The sequence below is a fragment of the Neobacillus sp. B24 genome (assembly GCF_055381825.1).
Window position 1 is genome coordinate 3,219,176 of the sequence record NZ_AP035777.1, and the last position, 17,958, is coordinate 3,237,133.

19 protein-coding genes and 4 pseudogenes are annotated in these 17,958 nt (G+C 40.2%); 3 read left to right on the plus strand and 20 right to left on the minus strand.

The genetic code is table 11. The annotated features are described in order from the left end of the window. Positions 1-77 precede the first annotated feature (77 nt). Complete coding sequence (locus ACZ43M_RS15730; protein WP_464508037.1) at positions 78-257, plus strand: hypothetical protein; 180 nt, start codon at positions 78-80, stop codon at positions 255-257. Between the two features lie 4 nt (positions 258-261). On the opposite strand, the gene ACZ43M_RS15735 is transcribed toward ACZ43M_RS15730, so the two are convergent. The 7 genes and pseudogenes from ACZ43M_RS15735 to ACZ43M_RS15765 all read right to left on the minus strand — a co-directional run. After that, positions 262-759 (minus strand): DinB family protein, encoded by a 498-nt coding sequence (locus tag ACZ43M_RS15735; RefSeq protein ID WP_464503495.1) that lies wholly within the window; start codon positions 757-759, stop codon positions 262-264. A gap of 329 nt (positions 760-1,088) precedes the next feature. Next, entirely contained in the window at positions 1,089-1,658 is a 570-nt protein-coding gene (locus ACZ43M_RS15740; protein WP_464503496.1) for a dienelactone hydrolase family protein, read from the minus strand. Positions 1,659-2,211: 553 nt separating this feature from the next. Further along, positions 2,212-2,559 (minus strand): annotated as a pseudogene (locus tag ACZ43M_RS15745) (YciI family protein); the annotation flags it as partial. A gap of 350 nt (positions 2,560-2,909) precedes the next feature. Continuing rightward, complete coding sequence (locus tag ACZ43M_RS15750) at positions 2,910-3,230, minus strand: hypothetical protein (protein ID WP_464503497.1); 321 nt, start codon at positions 3,228-3,230, stop codon at positions 2,910-2,912. 198 nt (positions 3,231-3,428) lie between these two features. Continuing rightward, a complete protein-coding gene (locus tag ACZ43M_RS15755) occupies positions 3,429-3,656 on the minus strand; it encodes a hypothetical protein (protein WP_464503498.1) in 228 nt (75 codons plus the stop codon). A 60-nt stretch (positions 3,657-3,716) separates the two neighbouring features. Next, positions 3,717-3,941, minus strand: coding sequence for a hypothetical protein (locus ACZ43M_RS15760; protein WP_464503499.1), 225 nt, complete (start codon positions 3,939-3,941; stop codon positions 3,717-3,719). Between the two features lie 189 nt (positions 3,942-4,130). Continuing rightward, positions 4,131-4,289: pseudogene (locus ACZ43M_RS15765) on the minus strand (excalibur calcium-binding domain-containing protein); the annotation flags it as partial. Between the two features lie 1,021 nt (positions 4,290-5,310). On the opposite strand from ACZ43M_RS15765, the gene ACZ43M_RS15770 reads away from it, so the two are divergent. Then, on the plus strand, positions 5,311-6,738 hold the full coding sequence (locus tag ACZ43M_RS15770; RefSeq protein ID WP_464503500.1) for an alpha/beta hydrolase domain-containing protein: 1,428 nt from the start codon (positions 5,311-5,313) through the stop codon (positions 6,736-6,738). Positions 6,739-6,902: 164 nt separating this feature from the next. Here ACZ43M_RS15770 and ACZ43M_RS15775 read toward each other — a convergent pair whose 3' ends face one another. Then, the gene (locus ACZ43M_RS15775) at positions 6,903-7,349 is read right to left on the minus strand and encodes a GyrI-like domain-containing protein (RefSeq protein ID WP_464503501.1); all 447 of its coding nucleotides are present in this window, start codon (positions 7,347-7,349) and stop codon (positions 6,903-6,905) included. 164 nt (positions 7,350-7,513) lie between these two features. Between ACZ43M_RS15775 and ACZ43M_RS15780 the strand changes: the two are divergent. Beyond that, positions 7,514-8,950, plus strand: a pseudogene (locus ACZ43M_RS15780) (IS6 family transposase). A gap of 323 nt (positions 8,951-9,273) precedes the next feature. On the opposite strand, the gene ACZ43M_RS15785 reads toward ACZ43M_RS15780, so the two are convergent. From ACZ43M_RS15785 to ACZ43M_RS15840, 12 genes and pseudogenes are all read right to left on the minus strand, one after another. Continuing rightward, positions 9,274-9,822: a type II toxin-antitoxin system HicB family antitoxin gene (locus ACZ43M_RS15785; protein WP_464503502.1), complete on the minus strand. Its 549-nt coding sequence runs from the start codon at positions 9,820-9,822 to the stop codon at positions 9,274-9,276. Positions 9,823-9,916: 94 nt separating this feature from the next. Next, positions 9,917-10,498, minus strand: a complete 582-nt coding sequence (locus ACZ43M_RS15790; protein WP_464503503.1) for a thermonuclease family protein — start codon at positions 10,496-10,498, stop codon at positions 9,917-9,919. 73 nt (positions 10,499-10,571) lie between these two features. Beyond that, positions 10,572-10,982, minus strand: a complete 411-nt coding sequence (locus tag ACZ43M_RS15795) for a hypothetical protein (protein WP_464503504.1) — start codon at positions 10,980-10,982, stop codon at positions 10,572-10,574. Between the two features lie 56 nt (positions 10,983-11,038). Next, the gene (gene dnaB, locus ACZ43M_RS15800) at positions 11,039-12,334 is read right to left on the minus strand and encodes a replicative DNA helicase (protein WP_464503505.1); all 1,296 of its coding nucleotides are present in this window, start codon (positions 12,332-12,334) and stop codon (positions 11,039-11,041) included. Further along, positions 12,321-12,671, minus strand: coding sequence for a hypothetical protein (locus ACZ43M_RS15805; protein WP_464503506.1), 351 nt, complete (start codon positions 12,669-12,671; stop codon positions 12,321-12,323). The genes dnaB and ACZ43M_RS15805 overlap by 14 nt, the downstream gene beginning before the upstream one ends. Next, positions 12,664-13,440, minus strand: a complete 777-nt coding sequence (locus ACZ43M_RS15810) for a conserved phage C-terminal domain-containing protein (protein ID WP_464503507.1) — start codon at positions 13,438-13,440, stop codon at positions 12,664-12,666. The genes ACZ43M_RS15805 and ACZ43M_RS15810 overlap by 8 nt, the downstream gene beginning before the upstream one ends. A 655-nt stretch (positions 13,441-14,095) precedes the next feature. Next, complete coding sequence (locus ACZ43M_RS15815) at positions 14,096-14,533, minus strand: VOC family protein (RefSeq protein WP_464503508.1); 438 nt, start codon at positions 14,531-14,533, stop codon at positions 14,096-14,098. A 549-nt stretch (positions 14,534-15,082) separates the two neighbouring features. Next, the gene (locus ACZ43M_RS15820) at positions 15,083-15,238 is read right to left on the minus strand and encodes a hypothetical protein (protein ID WP_464503509.1); all 156 of its coding nucleotides are present in this window, start codon (positions 15,236-15,238) and stop codon (positions 15,083-15,085) included. Between the two features lie 153 nt (positions 15,239-15,391). Further along, on the minus strand, positions 15,392-16,198 hold the full coding sequence (locus ACZ43M_RS15825) for an aldo/keto reductase (RefSeq protein WP_464503510.1): 807 nt from the start codon (positions 16,196-16,198) through the stop codon (positions 15,392-15,394). A 253-nt stretch (positions 16,199-16,451) separates the two neighbouring features. Then, a complete protein-coding gene (locus tag ACZ43M_RS15830; RefSeq protein ID WP_464503511.1) occupies positions 16,452-16,937 on the minus strand; it encodes a DinB family protein in 486 nt (161 codons plus the stop codon). 61 nt (positions 16,938-16,998) lie between these two features. Beyond that, positions 16,999-17,121, minus strand: a pseudogene (locus tag ACZ43M_RS15835) (GNAT family N-acetyltransferase); the annotation flags it as partial. A 101-nt stretch (positions 17,122-17,222) separates the two neighbouring features. Beyond that, complete coding sequence (locus ACZ43M_RS15840; protein WP_464503512.1) at positions 17,223-17,672, minus strand: hypothetical protein; 450 nt, start codon at positions 17,670-17,672, stop codon at positions 17,223-17,225. Positions 17,673-17,958: the final 286 nt, after the last annotated feature.

The following is a 17,958-nucleotide window of genomic DNA, read 5'->3' on the forward strand; positions in this document are numbered from 1 at the left end:
TTAACTTATTAGTGCGCAAGGGAGATAATGTTCATTCCGATATTCATTTAATCTCCCCTTAAAGGAAATATGGGTACATAGAGGAGGAATTCTTTTTCGAAGGAAAAGCCACACGCTATAGTACCTCCCAATCCTTTGAGACAGCTACAGCGATTTCTACCAATCATCCTTACAATACACGGACGTGTTGTACATGCAAAAAGACGCCTTTCTTATTAAGAAAAGCGCCCGACCTGAGGAAGCTCTCTGAATTATAGTGCTCTAGGACCAATCAACGCCACCCCAAGAGGATTGCAGCTTTCGCAACAGAACGATTTGGCCGAGATGATACGAATCGTGCATCATGATATTGCTGAGTAAACGCTCAACAGAGTACCTGTTCGGTGCAAACGGTACTTTTAACTTCTCATCGTCAAGTTCACCAATGACCGTTTTTAATTTATTCATGATTTCCTTGAGACATTGTACTGTCTGGGCCCAGCCATTTTCGTCTTCTGGGTCTCCCGGATTTCCAAAAGTTTCTTCATTATCTTTTGCCTTACGCGGATTTTCTGTGCCCTTAATTCGATGGATAACGTCTTCATTACAAAATATCAAGTGGTTGACAATCTGCCAAATCGAATTGCTGCTTCCCGAACTTGTCCATGCTGCCTCAGCTGCGGTAACTCCTTGGAGTGCCTGATCCATGGAAGCAAACCATTCATTCTCATGGCAATGCATGTCCAGTTGTTCTAAAAACATTTTGGTTACAACTTGCATAAAACCAATCTCCTCACTGTTTAGTGTAATTTTTTCAAGTTAAAAGACAAGAAAAAATCTGACTATAGTTTAAATTCTTCCGTCCTAACAAAACCATAATCACTATGACTTATTCGGCTGATCCAGCATTTATTCCTTCATGATGACAAAGTACCCTATAGGGCAGACCTTTTTTTTAGTGTCTACTCTCATTTCCTCTTTTCAAGAACGAGTTCTCGGTGCATCTGTTTTGATTCTATAAACCTTCTTTTCTGTTGATGAGTAAGAGATCCCATCTTTAAAACCATTCATGTTCGTGACAACTTTTTACAATATAACGATATTCTCTATTACGCGAGAAAGTCGAGAACCCGTTTGATTACAAGTTTCGTCGCCTCAGCATCGTAAGACGGTAAACTACTGTCGGTGAAGAGATGTTCCTTGCCTTCGTATAGAAAAAGTTCAGCGCGATTGGCCGACGCCACAAGCTCACGTGCCGCGTTGATGTCGCCGTCTTCAACGAAAAAAGGGTCCTCACTCATGGCGTGAATTTGCACAGGCAAGTCGACCGGCCACTGAGATTCGAACGCGGAGGTCGGGAGGCATGCATGAAAAAACAGTGCACCTCTGGCGCCTTCACGAGTTTGAGCGAGCTGCTGTGCTGCGGGGACACCAAGTGAAAAACCAGCATAGACAACATCGCGTGAAAGCTCGCTGGCTGCCCGAACGCCACGCGCCGTCACTTCTTCAAACCCGATTTCCTTAACAAATACCAAGCCCTCCTCCAGCGAGGAAAACATGCGGCCATCAAATAAATCTGGTACGTGCACAGTATGCCCTGCACCTCTCAGTTGATCGGCGATTGCTTCAATCCCCTTTGTTCGGCCTAAAACATGGTGTAACAACAAAACTTCTGCCATTTGCTTTCCCTCCAATTTAATGGATTTCATATGTCTAAGTTTCGACAAGTAAGCCTGATTGCCCTGCCAGAACTTTATGATTTGGAAATATACACCTTTTAAAAACCACCCCTTGCTTATTCAAGCCCGTTTCTTTATTGTTTTCTTCTCTTACTTCTAGCAATGAAAATAGCCCCTATAATACATCCCATCCCTAAAATATGCATTATATTGTTACCCATCTTACTTAAGCTATTACTTGTTAAACCACTTAGAAAACCTCCAAATAATGTAAGTAATATAACAAGAAAAAATTTCATTCTCTTATCATCCATCCCTATAAGTGTTCTTTCCAATTTAATAATTTGATATTAACATATTTTGTAATTTTCAAAAGAGGGATATCGTTGATATTAGTATTTCTTTTTTATGTTTTTCATGGCTTAACAGCTGTCAATTTGGGAGTTGCGCTCATTCAACAAACTTGGCCCTTTAGTTGAAGTAGAAACGAAAGCCTCTTACCAATAATTAGCTTCATTCTTTCTTAAAAGTTCCTCGGTAAGACTGGTGCTTAAAATACCTGACGCAATTCAATCTGACCTTCCCCATGTCCTTGAGGATCCGGCATCCGTTTTGCCCACTCGATTGCTTCTTCTCTCGACTTCACATCAATCAGAATGAAACCTGCAATCAATTCTTTTGTTTCCGTAAATGGACCATCCGTAACCACTGGCTTTTCTCCTGGTTTCGGAAATGAAAGACGAATCCCATTTGAACTTGGGTGAAGTCCTTTAGCCATAACCAGTACACCAGCCTTAATTAATTCCTCATTGTACTTATCCATGGCATCCATGAGGTCAGTGCTCGGAAGAATTCCGGCTTCCGAATTCTTTGAGGCTTTTACAATCAACATAAATAGCATAAAATATCCCTCCTTTTATTAGCAGTAAAAATTTACATCCTCCAGCAAAGCTGCATCTTCAAAATCGACATATTATAAAAAAACAACAATTCTTTGCTTGCATATTATATCTATTTATTTTCGTGTTAAATACAACAAAATCCTTTTTGTTATTCAACTATCCTGCCCGATAGTTCAATAACAAAAAGGGGTCGCCACAGCAACCCCATCTTTCACTCTTGCCCCCGATCGTTAAGTGTAAGTTCTCACAAACTAACATCATTAAATGTATGGTTTTAATTGGATTATTCCGAAATTTTCATTTTGAAATCGTGATTACATTTTAGCTTTTTGAGCTTTCCACTAATGTATTAATCAACTAAATCAACGGAAAGGGTATTAATTTGAGCAGGATCTGATTCCCTGATTTCACCATCATAACCAACTTCTACTTCATCCCCAACCTTAAAGGTTACTGCACTATTTACTGCAAGGTCAACAAGTATTCTATGCGTTCTACCGCCTTCCTCCCAATGGACAATAGCACGATCGTCGGTAATCATTTTTGCGATTGTTCCTCTAAAAGTTACATATACTTCACGTTCATCTATGCTTTTTACATCTTCTGTGTTACAAGCAAATAATAAACAGCTTATGAATAGTATAAATAACAAATTGTATTTCTTTTTCAAGATACATTCTCCTTTAATAGTATTCATCACAACAGCATCTACTTTTCACATTAGACGCATCTACCAGATGAATGTTACAGTTTGTATTCAATTAACCTGCCCCGTTAGGACAACAAAAAAGATCGCCGCAGCGACCTCCATTTACTATTGCCCCGTTTATATAAAATTTTCACAAACTTATTTACTCTATATTTCTTCTCAGTTTATTTCTTCAATCATTTCCTTTGTCCCATCTTTTTCAACCATCATAACTTCTACATCCTTAGTTGGGCTAATTACATACCAAAACCTATTGTCACCTTCAAGATTTATGATTGTTGCTGGTTCATTGCCAGCGAATACTTCAACGATTGAATTGTCACTGATTAAACCGGAATAAATAAAAGGTGCTTGATTCATTGAAGACCATTCAACAGGGGAATCCAATTCTGCTCCTCTTGTTTGCTTCCATTCCCATTGATTATTTTCTTTCGTAAAGTAAGCTATTTAGATCTGTTCCCCTTGATTATTATGCTCTTTGAACACCGCAATCGCATCGTCTTCGTGAAAGGCATTCAATTCTGTGTGGATAAGCGAATAGGAGTAATTCTTTTCGTCAGTGTGCATTTCAGTCATTCTTTGTTGAAAAAACTCTTCAAATTTTTGTTCTTTAGAACATCCGCCTAAAAAAATCATACATAATACAAATCCTATAATTATTTGACTTTTCAATTTTATCCTCCCTATACTAAAGGACTCATTTGGAAAAAATTTATATCTGAATTGTAACATTACTCTAATTAAGCTGAAATGATTTCTTGCACTCCCGATAGTTGAAGAAGTTAAATCCTTAAAGAAAATAAGCCCTTCTCATTTATTGAGAGGGGCCGATTAAAACAAATAAATTACCTCATAAGTCTACTAATTCTCACATGCATAATTATCTTTATCTCTGTCCATTTTAGATTGATACGCTGGATGGTCAGCTGGTACGCCATTTGGATATACCATTCTTAAATCAGTACAGTTGGCAAAGAACTCTGACCCTCCACTAGTAGTAGTCGAACTTGCTGAAGCTTCCGCTTGTGCTTTAGCCTCAGCTTCTTCTTTCGCTTTAGCTTCAGTTTCTGCCTTTGCTTTAGCCTCAGTTTCTGCCTTTGCTTTAGCCTCAGCTTCTGCCTTTGTTTTAGCTTCAGCTTCTGCCTTTGCTTTAGTTTCAGCTTCTGCCTTTGCTTTAGCTTCAGCTTCTGCCTTTGCTTCAGCTTCTGCCGTTGCTTTAGCTTCTGCTTCTTCTTTCTTTTTCTCTTCTACCTTTGTTTTAGCATTTTCCTCTTTGCTAGTTGATTCATTTGATGAACAAGCTGGAAGGAAAACTATTAAAAACGCCATAAATAAGTAGGTCAACCCCTTCATAATTATCCCCTTTTTGTAAATATTTGTAGAAACACCAATACTATTATACTTCTAAAATACTTTGAAAAGAGAATAAATTTTTATAATTTAAAAAGGATTCCAAACTAAATCTGAGCACCCCAGCTGATGGATAGGCGGAAAAATTACGCCTAATTAGAAATTTTTATTAAAAAAGGGTTAAATAGGCGGAGAGATTCCGCCTATTGGCTCGAAAAATGTGAAAATGAGGAATTTTGCTTTGCATAACCGGAAAACCTCCCCCTATTTTCCCAAAATCGAGCTCTATTTTGCATTTAACCGGAAACTCTCCGCCTATTGTTGTTTACTCGATGAAGGATAAGTTAACTTATTTAAAAAGGGGAGAAGGTTTATCTCAAAAATCCACGATAAAGTCACCGCTCATAATAACGATATTCGTCTCTTCATTATACTTAAACCTCTTTCAAAAATCAGATCAAAGAACAAAAATAATAGTTCCATGTTTTTCCAAAGTTAGACAATCTTTATTCATTTCGCATGACGAAATGTCAGTAAAACACTAACGTTAATTATAGAAATATTCAGACATCAACTGCTATCCTATAAATAGACAACTAGTGTTCCTAGAAAGTATTACCTTGCACTTTTAAAGAAAGGAGAGATGTACCAGTCTGTTGTGAATTCTATTAATCGGGAGGGATAGTAAAGCATGAGGTTTATTAAGAAACCGTTTATTGTTTTAGCTGCTTTAACTTTAACGTTGTCATTGTATTCTTCAGCTCTGGCAGATCAACCAGCACAACAGGAGAAGTCAGTTGCCTCCAATGTTCCGAATCCTGTTGTCACCGGACCGATCCCATCAAGTCCATACGGAGATCCGTCCCACAATTATCCACAGTTGGCGACAAGCATCGATTTAGGGAAATATGGGTACATAGAGGAGGAATTCTTTTTTGAAGGAAAGGCCACACGCTATAGTCCCGACCAATCCTATGAGACCGCTACATCGATCTCCACCGGTCATCCTTACAAATCACGCATGTTGGTTCGGCGCCCTGCCTCTCCGGACAAGTTTAATGGGAAAGTGATTGTGGAATGGTTAAACGTTACCAGCGGTTACAATCTAGATGCGATGTTTATGTCTTCCTATGAACATTACCTAAGGGAAGGATATGCCTATGTCGGAGTATCGGCACAACGAGTCGGGGTTCACCAGGCGGGAAGTGGCCTGAAAGCATGGAGTCCAGCTCGTTATGGATCCCTCGATGTCACGGATAGCGGCAAGGTTACCGATGATGGGTTGGCTTTCGATATCTATTCGCAAGCGGCCCAAGCCATCCTCCATCCAGATGGAGTTAATCCGTTAGGCAATCTCAAGCCAGAAATGATGATAGCAGCTGGCGCATCACAATCAGAGCGTTATTTGGTGCGTTATTATAATAAAATCCACCCTCTGACCAACCTCTTTGACGGTTACCTTATGTACCTTGGAATTGGCGATAAGCTGCGAACTGACCTTGATACAAAGGTCATAAAGGTCAATACAGAAAATGATTTGATTGCACTTGGCGAAGTGGCCGCACGACAGGACGATTCCAATGTGCTCCGCACTTATGAAGTGGCCGGTGCCTCTCACGTTGGTGGCGGCTCTGATTACCGATCCAATATCCTGATACGTGATGACCTCCCAGTAGCTGATATAACAGTTTGCCAAAAACCTGCATTAAGCCGCGTCCCTACCGGCTACGTTGTCAATGCTGCTTATGAGCATCTTGTTCGCTGGATTGAAGATGGAGTTGCGCCGCCAAGTGGTGAACGAATTCAAGTGCAATCCACTTCTCCTGTAATTATTGCCCGAGACAGCAACGGAAATGCACTTGGTGGTATCCGTTTGCCTCAGCATGAGGTAGCAACTGCTACAAATACTGGCATGAATGGTGGAGGGGGTTTCTGCTACCTGTTTGGATCGCATGAACCATTTAGTCCGGAAAAATTAAAGAGTCTTTATCCTAACCACGGCTCTTATGTTTCGGCTGTGACCCAAGCGGCTAATAAAGTTATTAAACAAGGATTCCTGCTGAAAGAAGATGCAAAGAAAATCCGTGAGGAAGCCGCCCAATCAAAAATTGGTAAATAGGTTTAATTTAAGGAGAAGTGCCAGCAGCACTTCTCCTTTTGGTAGTTTCAGAGCTTTTCAACTGTAGTGCGAAGGAGATGGTAAGAATAACGCTTAGATGCATAATTACTGGCAGTATAAGTCCATATGTTTTCAGTGAGACTTGCTATTTTTGTTAGCGAATATTATGAATGGATTGGTAAATAAATCTCGACTTCTTCCTCACCATTATCCATTGAATGATAGGTCTCCACAATATAAGCTTCTAGATTCCTTTTATACCCTTGGTCTTCTGTCCAGTTCAATAAATGGTCATGTAAATTTCCGATATTTAAAATGTTCCCCCTAGTCGTTACATAATCTTGATCCGTTTCTATGTAATCCATCCCAATTGGAACTTCTGTTAGAGGTTCTTTAATCATTACACCCACTAAATAGTTCCCTTCCAGATGATTTTGATCCTTTTTGGGTTCAAAAAGAGCTATTTCAGTAACTGAACAGTTATCAATTTCATCTAAACGTTTTAGAAATTGCTGAGCAAGTTTTGGAACCTCGGTAGCAAAATCAACAAAACCTCCACGGCCTTTTATACCTACCACTCTAAAATTTTTCTGAACCTTTTTAAATTCCATATTCTATCCCCCACGTCTTTATTCGTATTGTAAAAACTTTTATAAGAAATAGGCTATAGAATCCTATTATAGAGGGCTTTATAAGCAAAAAAATTGCCACCCCCTTAAATCTAAGGATAATTGAGGTTACCACACTCTCAACAACCTAGATAGGAAGTGACAATTTGTACCCTCAAATTATAACCTATTTATTAACTTTTATTAAGTACCAAGAACAAATAATTCGAACATTACTTACCCTTCTTATTGGGAAGGGGATGTTTGAAAAGCCTGAGGAAAAACCTGTAAATAAACCTTATCGTAAACTCCAGGTGGATGATCTTCCGATCATCGAAACCATTCAGAAACTTGATTACCGAAGCCTCCTAACCGAATACCTGGAGAAGAACGGTAAACAACTAAAACCTGTTCAAAGGCGTTCGAATACAAAGGCATGTGTGCCCAAGTCAATGAAATGTCCGCAGTGTGGTGCTCCAGCGGATTATCTTTATGCCAATAATGGAGGCAAAGGACAGTTTCAATGTAAGGTGTGTGCCTGTCTTTTCAATGATAAAAATCGATATTCGAAGGAGGCTATTTTGAAGTGACCTCATTGTTCTAGGACCCTTGAGAAAGGCAAAGAGCGAAAAGACTTTGACGTGTACAAGTGTAAAAATAATGACTGTTCCTACTACCAGCAGAAACTGAATGGCATGTCTGCGAAAGAGAAGAAACAGTTTAAAAAGGATCCACAAGCCTTTAAATTAAGATATATCTTCCGGCAGTTCCACATTGATTTTCAGCCATTGTCAAAGGCTTCTCCTAAGAAACCAAAGGTTGACTTGGCCAGGCTTTATGTGTCGCCACATACATTGGGGCTTATTTTAACCTATCACGTTAACTATGGCCTTTCGGCCCGGAAGACAGCTGCACTCATGAAAGATATCCATGGTGTTTCTATATCGCATCAAAGCATTTTAAATTACGAGAACGCAGTTGCATTAATCCTTAAACCTTACGTAGACCACTATCCCTACGAGCTTTCTGATCAGTTCTGTGGGGACGAAACCTATATTAGGGTTCAAGGTCGTTGGCATTACTTGTTCTTCTTCTTTGATGCGGTAAAAAAGATCATTCTGTCTTATCCAGTGTCAGCAAATCGAGATACAGCGACAGCAATCCGTGCCATTGATGATGTCCTAATGAAATTTAAAGAGATTCCGGAAGATCTTACATTTGTGGTGGACGGCAATCCGATATATCTCTTAGCCCAACACTTTTACGCCCAGCATGATATTCACTTTGACATTACTCAGGTCATTGGGCTTACCAATGAAGATCCTGTATCAAAGGAGAATAGGCCTCTCAAACAAGTGATTGAAAGACTCAATCGCACATTTAAGGGCAATTATCGCTCAACACACGGGTTTGGGTCCGAACATGGGTCTGTTTCGTTTGTGACGCTTTTTGTGGCTTACTTTAACTTTTTACGGTCTCACTCAGCGTTAGAAGGTAATGTGCCAGTGGTTAATCCAGAGCTCTTACTGCGACCGAATATGCCTGCACGCTGGACTAAATTAATAGGTTTAGCTCAAGATTGGATCATTGAACAAACAGTCTAACTTTTTGTTTAGCAGAGCCCTTGAACCCACTAGCAACCGGCGAAGCGAACTCTTGACAAACCGAACTTGCCAATGGTTTAAAATGGAAATACCAAGGGCTATTTGGCATGCCTTCTTTTTGTCCCCGTCGCCCTTGATAAAGGAATCTCAAACCATTGGCGTGTTTGTCAAGAGCGGTTGCGGGGCCGACGCACCCAATATGTGGAAAGGAGCCTAACCCCTTAAGGAGTTTTCATAGAACTTTTGACACTACCTCTTTATTAACCACTTATATTTCATTCTCCTTTAACCCATTTATTCCTTCTATTGGAATCGTGTCTTTTTCAACGTTTTAGAAACACTGTTTCAACGTATTCCTTAAATTTCTCCTCTGCTTCGGTATGTGATTTAACAGTAAATAAAGGCCGGTCTGAATCCCTGGGGTTTTTGTTAAGGGGATTTTCCTCATCTTCATCCTCAAAGTAGATATCCCACATTCCTTGGTCATTTTTAAACCCAATGGCTTCTACATATTGGTCGTTTTCTTGGATGTAATAACCAATATGCCAATGGCGTCCTTTTAAATGCTCTTGAATTTCATCGGCATACGGCTCGAACGATGTCTCGATATCGATTAATTCCATCCCTTCCGTAAGTTGATTGCTTTCAATCGGGATCGGTTCAGGAAGTTTTTCATTATCATATAAGATGCCAGCCAATGAGCAGGCTAAATCTTCTTTCGCATTGTTTATCGCTATACGTTTCGTTTCTCCTCGTGACAAAGGATAGTCCCAACCAGCCTCAGGAAACAGAGTGGGAAAATATACTCCATACATTCCTTCATTATCTACTAGTATAAAAGCTGGATAAACGAATTTTTTGGTATTTATCATCGTCACACCTCCTTGTTCAAACTACTATAAGCTAGCTATTCCCTGTTAACCAGTTCTTTTACCATTATATCCTTGCCAATTCCTTCCCAAGCCACTATTCACACCCCTCAAACCCCCATTTTGTTACAAACCCACTCTTACTCCATATGTTTATTTGGCTGCGTCTTGCCGAATTCTCATCGTCTTTGTATTGCTTCAGATATTTATAGGGAGGATTTAGTATATAACCTACTCGTGCCCAACCCTCTTGTAACAGCGTTTCCTGAACCGATTTCCCGTGAACATAGACATAAGCCAGCAACCGCCCGTAGTTATCTCTCGTATTTTCCTCCTCCATTTCCAATGTGATCGAGCCGTTCCGGATTAGCTCGTTATTCCGTACAAATGCTTCCTTGGCATAGGGCTGGACACACATGCCCGGCTTTTTCGACTCCGGTGTGTCGACTAGCAAATATCGGACCGTTTCGATTTTACCCATAAATTTCACCTTGATGGTATCGCCATCGATTGTTTCCACGAGGATGACTGGAACCTGATCTTTCGGCATGGATACCACGTCTGGTTGAACGTCTTCCTGTAGGTTGACGCTCGAATTATTCGGTTCCTGTACGGGAAGCTCAACCATGAATAGGGCAGCTGCTGTCAGGAGGGCCGTGCCGGCTATTTGTTTTCTCATAACGTGGCCCTCCTAATCCCTCGTATTCTATTACATATCATCATTTCCATCCCTGTCATAAGATCCCTTGCTCTTAAGGACAAAATGATTTATATAGGCTGCGAATTTTCGGATCAACAATGGATTGCATAACATATGTGATAAGCGAATGATCCTGCACTTCTTTTATCTTAGAAGCTATAACCTCTTTCCCGCCATCGGGCAAAATTAATTTTCCCCAGTCCTTAATGGCGACCTCGCTCGTTTCAGGATTGTAACGAATCAACTTGTACTCCGAACCCAATCGGTCTAGTAATGCTTGTACACTCTCAATCGAAACACCCAGTTCACAGGCCATTTGTATTTTTGAAATTCGATAGATTCCGATACTAGTAGAATGACTATTTGTTAGTAGGTAAAGATACAACGTCCTCTCTTCTACACTCATCTTTTTAAAAATTGGTTTATCCCAAATTTCAACATTGATTCCTCTACGATTTCCCATCTTTCACACTTCCCTTTTTCTTATTTTTTAAAAAAATAGCGTGCTCTTACTCATGCTTAGAGGTTTACGAACGCCCCATATTGCTTGTTAAAGCCAAGCTCAATGGTCCCGGTCGGTCCATTGCGGTGTTTTGCCAGGATGATTTCCATCCTGTTTTTCTTCGGTGAATCGCTGCTATAGTAATCGTCGCGGTACAAAAACGCGATCAGATCGGCATCCTGCTCAATTTGCCCGCTTTCGCGAAGATCAGAGAGAATCGGGTGTTTGTCATGTCTAGTTTCGACTCCCCGGCTTAACTGCGATAGGGCAATTACGGTGACATTCAGTTCCCTCGCCATGGTCTTGAGGGCCCGGCTGATTTCGCTGATTTCTGCCTGGCGGTTTTGATAGTTTTTTCGATCGCCATCAAGGAGCTGCAAATAGTCAATCACCACGAGCATCCGCCTTTGCTCTTCATAAGCCCTGCGCGCTTTGCGGACCTTCGCCCTGATATAAGCAACATCCATTCCAGCCCGGTCAAAGATATGCAGCTTTAGTTGTGACAGCTTTCCGATCCCATTAGTGAATTGTTCCCAATCCTCGTCCCCAAACGACTGTTGGGGATTCCGCATTTTAAGGCTGTCGATTCTCCCTGTGCACCCGGTCATTCGCTTGATCAGCTGCCTCTTGGACATTTCCAGTGAAAAAATCAGGCTTACATCCTCTTCTGCCGCTTGAAGTGCCAAACTTAGCGCAAAAGCCGTCTTCCCCATACTTGGACGTGCCCCGATAATCACTAAATCCGAGGCTTGAAATCCTCCTGTCAGCCTGTCCAAATCATGAAAGCTGGAGGGGATTCCCACCATTTCGCCTTGCTCCTGCTCGCATTCTACAAATAATTCCACCAATGACGAGGTGATCTCGCCACTGTCATCGTCAGACTGTTCTTCTCCAATACTCATCAGATCATGGATTCCATCCCTTACTGTTGTATCACTATCCTCACTCGAGGCCTGATACATTATTTTTTCGCCAGCTGCGATTAGCTTTCGTTTTTTGTCATACTCCCTGACCAAATTTTCATAAGAGTGAAAATTGGCGATACTTGGCACACTCCCTGTCAATTGGGCGATGTAACTCATGCCGCCAGCGTTTCGAATCTGCTCGATTCCAACTTCATTGATAATGGTCACCAAATCTACAGGCCTTCCCTTTTCAACTAGGCTGCGAATGCCTGCATAGAGTAGTCTAAGCTGTGGAATGTAAAGCTGTTCCGGGAGAATAGTACACTCTTTTACTAACTCACTGTCGAGGAAAAAGGACCCGACAAATGCTTCTTCCGCTTCTTGGTTATAAGGTTCAAATGGTGTCATCCTGCTGCTCCCTTTCTATTCCTAATAACTTTCTGATATTGGTCAATTCCTTTTGCACGACTTCGCTGTTGGCCGGCACATAATGACGGGTCAGGATCATCTTTGTCTCATCAGGGTTCGGAACAACTCCTGGAACACTAGACTTTGTGTAAAGTTCCGACACTTTAGGTGGAAATGGCGATTGCCGCACGTGTTTTAGCAGACTCTCCTCCAGGTCGACAAACGTAAGGTCTTTCACCGCATCGTGCCAAAGGTTCATTTTTTCCTGATCGAAACTAAATTGTTCATAAAACACCGAAATCATTTTCAATAGGGCGAACGTTTCGCGCTTATTCATCTAAATCAAAATCCTCCTCGGTTAGCTCTTTTTTCCATGACTTTTGGTTGCGATAGGCCTCAAATTTCGAGCCAAATAACGTTTCCGGCCGGAGATATTTGCACATGACAGGGTCCTCCAGCCATTCCGCCGCTTTTACATCAATCACCGTTTTAAAATCCTCCAGGGTAAACCCTTCTCTTGCCCTTGCTGTAATCAGTTCCTTTGTTTTCAGACTGCTTGGCTTGTATGCAGAGTTTGTTTTTTCATTCAGGTAGTGAATGACTTCGGCAGCAGGTATTTTCTCTGGTGCTGGTGCTGGTGCTGGTGTTGGTGTTGTTTGCTGTGGCGTGTATTCGTCCTCCAAATACTGATATAAGTCCACCTGCATGTGGTCTTGTTCGGTTGCAGTGGTTTCATCTTCGGCCGTTTGTGGATCCTCAGAAGGGTTGATTGCCTCTCCCTCTATCAGTTCCTCCAACACTTGATAATCGATGGTGTACCACTTGGTCTTATCCATTTTCGAACGATTCCAGTTCCCGGATAGGAGCAATCCTTGTTTTTCCAGGGAGTGAATACTCCGTTTAATCGTGCTTTCAGACCAGAACGGAAGCTGCTCCTGCCAATCCTTATACGTGTTAAATATCCACTTCCGACCTTCGATTACATGTCTGCTACCATGGACCCAATAATGGATTTGCTGCAGGATAACGGCTTCGTTCAAGCCAATTTTTACTGCCAGTGATGGGATGATCATCACCGGATTTTCGTTGATTAATAATTTACTCACCTTATTACCCTCCTCTTTTTCGAACGCCAATGGAATGGTTCGTCCCGTTTGAAGTGCTGACCGATGCATCGGCTCATCCGCTTCACCTTCTATATATCGATTAGGACTCAAAAAGGACAGGGTGGTTTAATAATTTTTATGGGAGTTTTATTTTTATTTGTGGATAGCGTGTTTTTACTTGCGGATAGTGGGTTTTTATTTGCGGATAGGGCTTTTTTACTTGCGGATAAGCCAGTTTTACTTGCGGATAAGCGAGTTTTACTTGCGGATAGACTTTTGCGGTAAAGCTGCTTTTATTTGCGAAATGACATGTTTATTTGCGAAAAAGAGGTTTTTATTTGTGGGACAAGTATATATATTTCTCTGTCGTATTCTTTGAAGTAATCTATGTGTTACTCTCTGGTATTGCTTGGTTCGAGATTGTTTTATCCATAACGCAGTCTGCAACTGTGGATGGATCTTCCTGAGCCGTACTTAGCTGGATTGCTATTTTATCAATAGCTCATTTTGAGTTGTGAGTGGGTCAAAAAATACGTGCCAGGGACCTGCCAATTTCCTGGTTGGTTCCTGGCACTATGTTTTTGTACAGTCTGAAATATCAGAGGGATTAAGATAAGCGAAAATGCTTCTCTATTTGTGTCAGGATATCGACTGTTTAGTTGATTTTCTCCGCCAACTCTAAAATAATTCCCTCTGGACCACGAACGTAACATAACCTATAACTTTCTTCATATTGCTGTATCTCGCTAAAGATTTCCGTGCCCTTCTTTTTCAATTTTGCAACAATCGCTTCAATATCTTCAACTGCAAAGCAAATGTGTCGAATACCTAGCGTATTGGCAAAAGGTGGCTGGATTCCTTTTTCATCTGACGGCGTATAAAATTTGACTAGCTCTATCCACGCGTGACCATCTGGCATCCCCAATCCTACACATGCCGTTTTGACATCTTTAAGCCCAACTATTCTGTCCAACTGTTCTCCATCCAATTCCCATTCAGCTTGCACTTCAAGTCCTAAATTAAGAAAAAACTCTTTGGCCGCTGAAAGATCATTTACGTTTATACTCACATGATCTATTCTATTGATCCTCATATCTCACACCTCCTTGAGATAAAGTGTTCAACAAACATAATCTTAAACTGATCGAAAACAAGACATTTGATTCTGGAGCCATAGCCCTCGTTTACCAGACAGTTAGATGACCTTTTCTCCTAAATCCAGATTACGACGGATACGATCACTCAGTAAGCCGCCTCATCAACGAGGCGGTTTTCCGGCCGCAGCGTTCCATCTCGAACTCATGCACACGTTAGTTGAGTAAAAATCTTTATTTCGATGATTGCCATAATCCTCCTGAACCAGGTGTAAAGCCACATTTCTTTTTAAACTTTCTATTAGACATTTTGGCCATTGGCCATCACTATTTTGTCTTTTAGAACCACTCTATTAGACACTTTCACCCCTGGCCACCACTATTTTGTCTTTTAGAACCGCTCTATTAGACATTTTCACTCCTGGCCATCACTATTTTGTCTTTTAAAACCGCTCTATTAGACACTTTCACCCTCGGCCACCACTGAACGACTATATCTTCCATATATCCATGTTCTAAACCCATTCCGCAAACATACCCAAAGGCAATCAGTTTATTATTTCATTTCTAATCCCTGCCCAGAAATTAGAACGTTCAAACAATGTTGGATAATCTTCATCTCGTCTACCCCAACCAACATGTTCTCTTAATTCTGGTACTTCGTTATTAGATATTGGAATGTTTATCATAACTTTATAGTTCATATTATTCCCTTCCTTTACTTGAACAAGTCCTATTCCTCTTCCACTAACTGCCCCTATAGTTAAATAAAAAACGGTACTACTCCAACCTCATTTCTTGAAAAAATCAAAATCCTAGCGATCTTATTCATATCACTAGGATGAAGGACTAACTAATTATAATTTTTCAATTTTTTCAAGATCTTCTGCAGATAAGACGAAATCGAAAAGATCTATATTGGATGCTTGATTTTCACGTTTGTGAGATTTAGGAATAACGATCACACCGCGTTGAATTTGGTATTTTAATAAGACTTGTGCACCAGATTTTTTATAGGCTTTACCTATTTTCTCCAAAACTTCTTTTTGATGAGCTTCGGCTTTCATAGGTCCCCATGCAACAGGTGTAATGTCCTCGTCTTTTAATACGGCAAGGAGATCTTTGTTAGGTTCTTTTAGGTTCACTTGTATTTGATTAACAGCTGGCTTCACTTTAGCGAATTCTTTCAATTCATCTAGATGGTTTTTTCCAAAATTGGAAACGCCGATTGCTTTTAGTTTGCCCGCTTCGTAATATTCTTCAAAGACTTCCCAAGTGTTTTTAAGTTGTACTTTGTCTTCGATCGGGAAGTGAATAAGAAGCAGGTCGAGATAGTCTGTTTGGAAGTTTTTTAGACTGTTATCGATAGCTGCTCGAGTAGCTTCCTTTGAAGAAATATATTTTTCATTAGCTGGAACTTTTGTCGTAATGAATAACTCTTCTCGAGGCACTGTGCTTTCTGCTAAAACTCTACCAACAAGTTCTTCGTTTCGATAAATGATCGCTGCGTCTATTGAACGGTAACCTAACTCAAGTGCTGATAGTAGTTCAGGAATTTCATTTGTTAACGCCCCGTTATACTCGTTATTTTCTTTTCCATAAGTATTTGTACCTGTACCTATAATTGGCATTTTTATCCCATTATTAAGTGTTATGTATTCCATATTTTTAAGCACTCCTCTGTATACTCTAATTACTTACAAAGTACATTATAACAAATTATAGAATTTTCAAAAAGCAATGTGGTAGAGGGCATTAATCCTATTTAGATCATCGCAACCCACTAGGTAAATAATATCCCTGTACTACGTTAGTATTGAAGAGAAACACAACCAAACTATTAATTGAAAAGAGCTAAATAGAAAGCACATACATTGTTGCATCACACTACTGACCTTTTTTAAAATGGATTTGGGTTCACTTTTTAGAATAAGAAGATAGCCCCCGCCCGATTAGATTGGCAGAGACTGGCTTTCTCCCCATTTCTCTTGCCCAAATGGATAGTTGTCCAATATGATGTATTTCGTGCGCAATGATATGTCTCATCACTTCGCCCCAGGTATCACTTTCAACCCTTCCATCCGGCAGGGTATCGACAAATAGTTGATTTTCCATCCTATCATCCCAGTTATTCACGAAGTCCTCTACTTCCAAATGAAATTTTGCGTCCAATTCTCGAACCTTGACTAGGCTTTTATAGTGATCGAAATTCTCCTGCAAGTCCGTTTTCCCCTGTAAAAGACGGATCCAGCTCCACTCGACATCAACTATATGGAAAAGCGTATGTAATATACTTCCCATTCCGCCCGTTCGATTTTTCAAAAGCTCTTCTTCACTTACCTCTTCAAACCAACGATACCACTCTTCTCTTACCATCCAGTTATATCTGAAAAATGTTTGCAAATTAACCCCTCCGTACCATTCTAGTAAAAGCGCCTGGAAAACTATCCAAGCCCATGAACCATCATAATTTGTTTGAGATCCCCGATTGCCTGCGGAAATTTCTTACGAGCATACCGTTTGTTTTGATCATTCCAAACTTCTCGTAATAAGGGACCAGATCATCATCACAGCACCAATCAATCATGATACTGTGAGATATTCGACTCGGGTTCTTTTTATCCTACTAAAAACATGAAATAAAAAAGCGCCAGGAGGGTACCTGACACTTAGTTACATTTTTTAGGTTTAATTTTCAACTCTTTTTTCAAGGCTGAATAATCTTTTGTCCATTTCGGTTACTCTTTTGTTAATATAATCCACTTCGAAATCAAGATTCTTTTTCTGTAATTTTAGAAGACCAATTACGTCATCTTTTTGTGAAACCTCGATTCTTTTAACCGTTTCAAATACCTGGTCAAGTTTATCTTCCATGTTATGCTGCCTATCATCCATACGATCAAGTTTATCTTCCATGCTATGCTGCCTATCATCAATCCGTTCTAGTTTAGCTTCCATGTTATGCTGCCTATCATCCATACGTTCAAGTTTAGCTTCCATGTTATGCTGTCTATCATCCATACGATCAAGTTTATCTTCCATGCTATGCTGCCTATCATCCATATGTTCAAGTTTAGCTTCCATTCTTTCCTGTCTATCATTCATTTTTTCTAACAAATCTAATATTTTATTTTCCATTTCGTTCACCATCCATGATTTATTATAATGTTTTTTATCCTTCCTTACTATTGTTTTAAGACGTTAATCCTTTCCATCACTTGCCGCAATACTAGGGCTAAATACTGAAAAAAAAGAATTAGAGCAATCATAGGAAAAGTTATACTTAAGAATCGAGAGTTATTATTACTGAGTCTTTTGTTGAGGAAAACATACTTAAGTGGATTTTGGTCAGTGGTATTTTATTGTACATTATAATTTTTTTGAAAAACACCTCCCAATAGGAATTTAATCGGCAGAAGAGAAG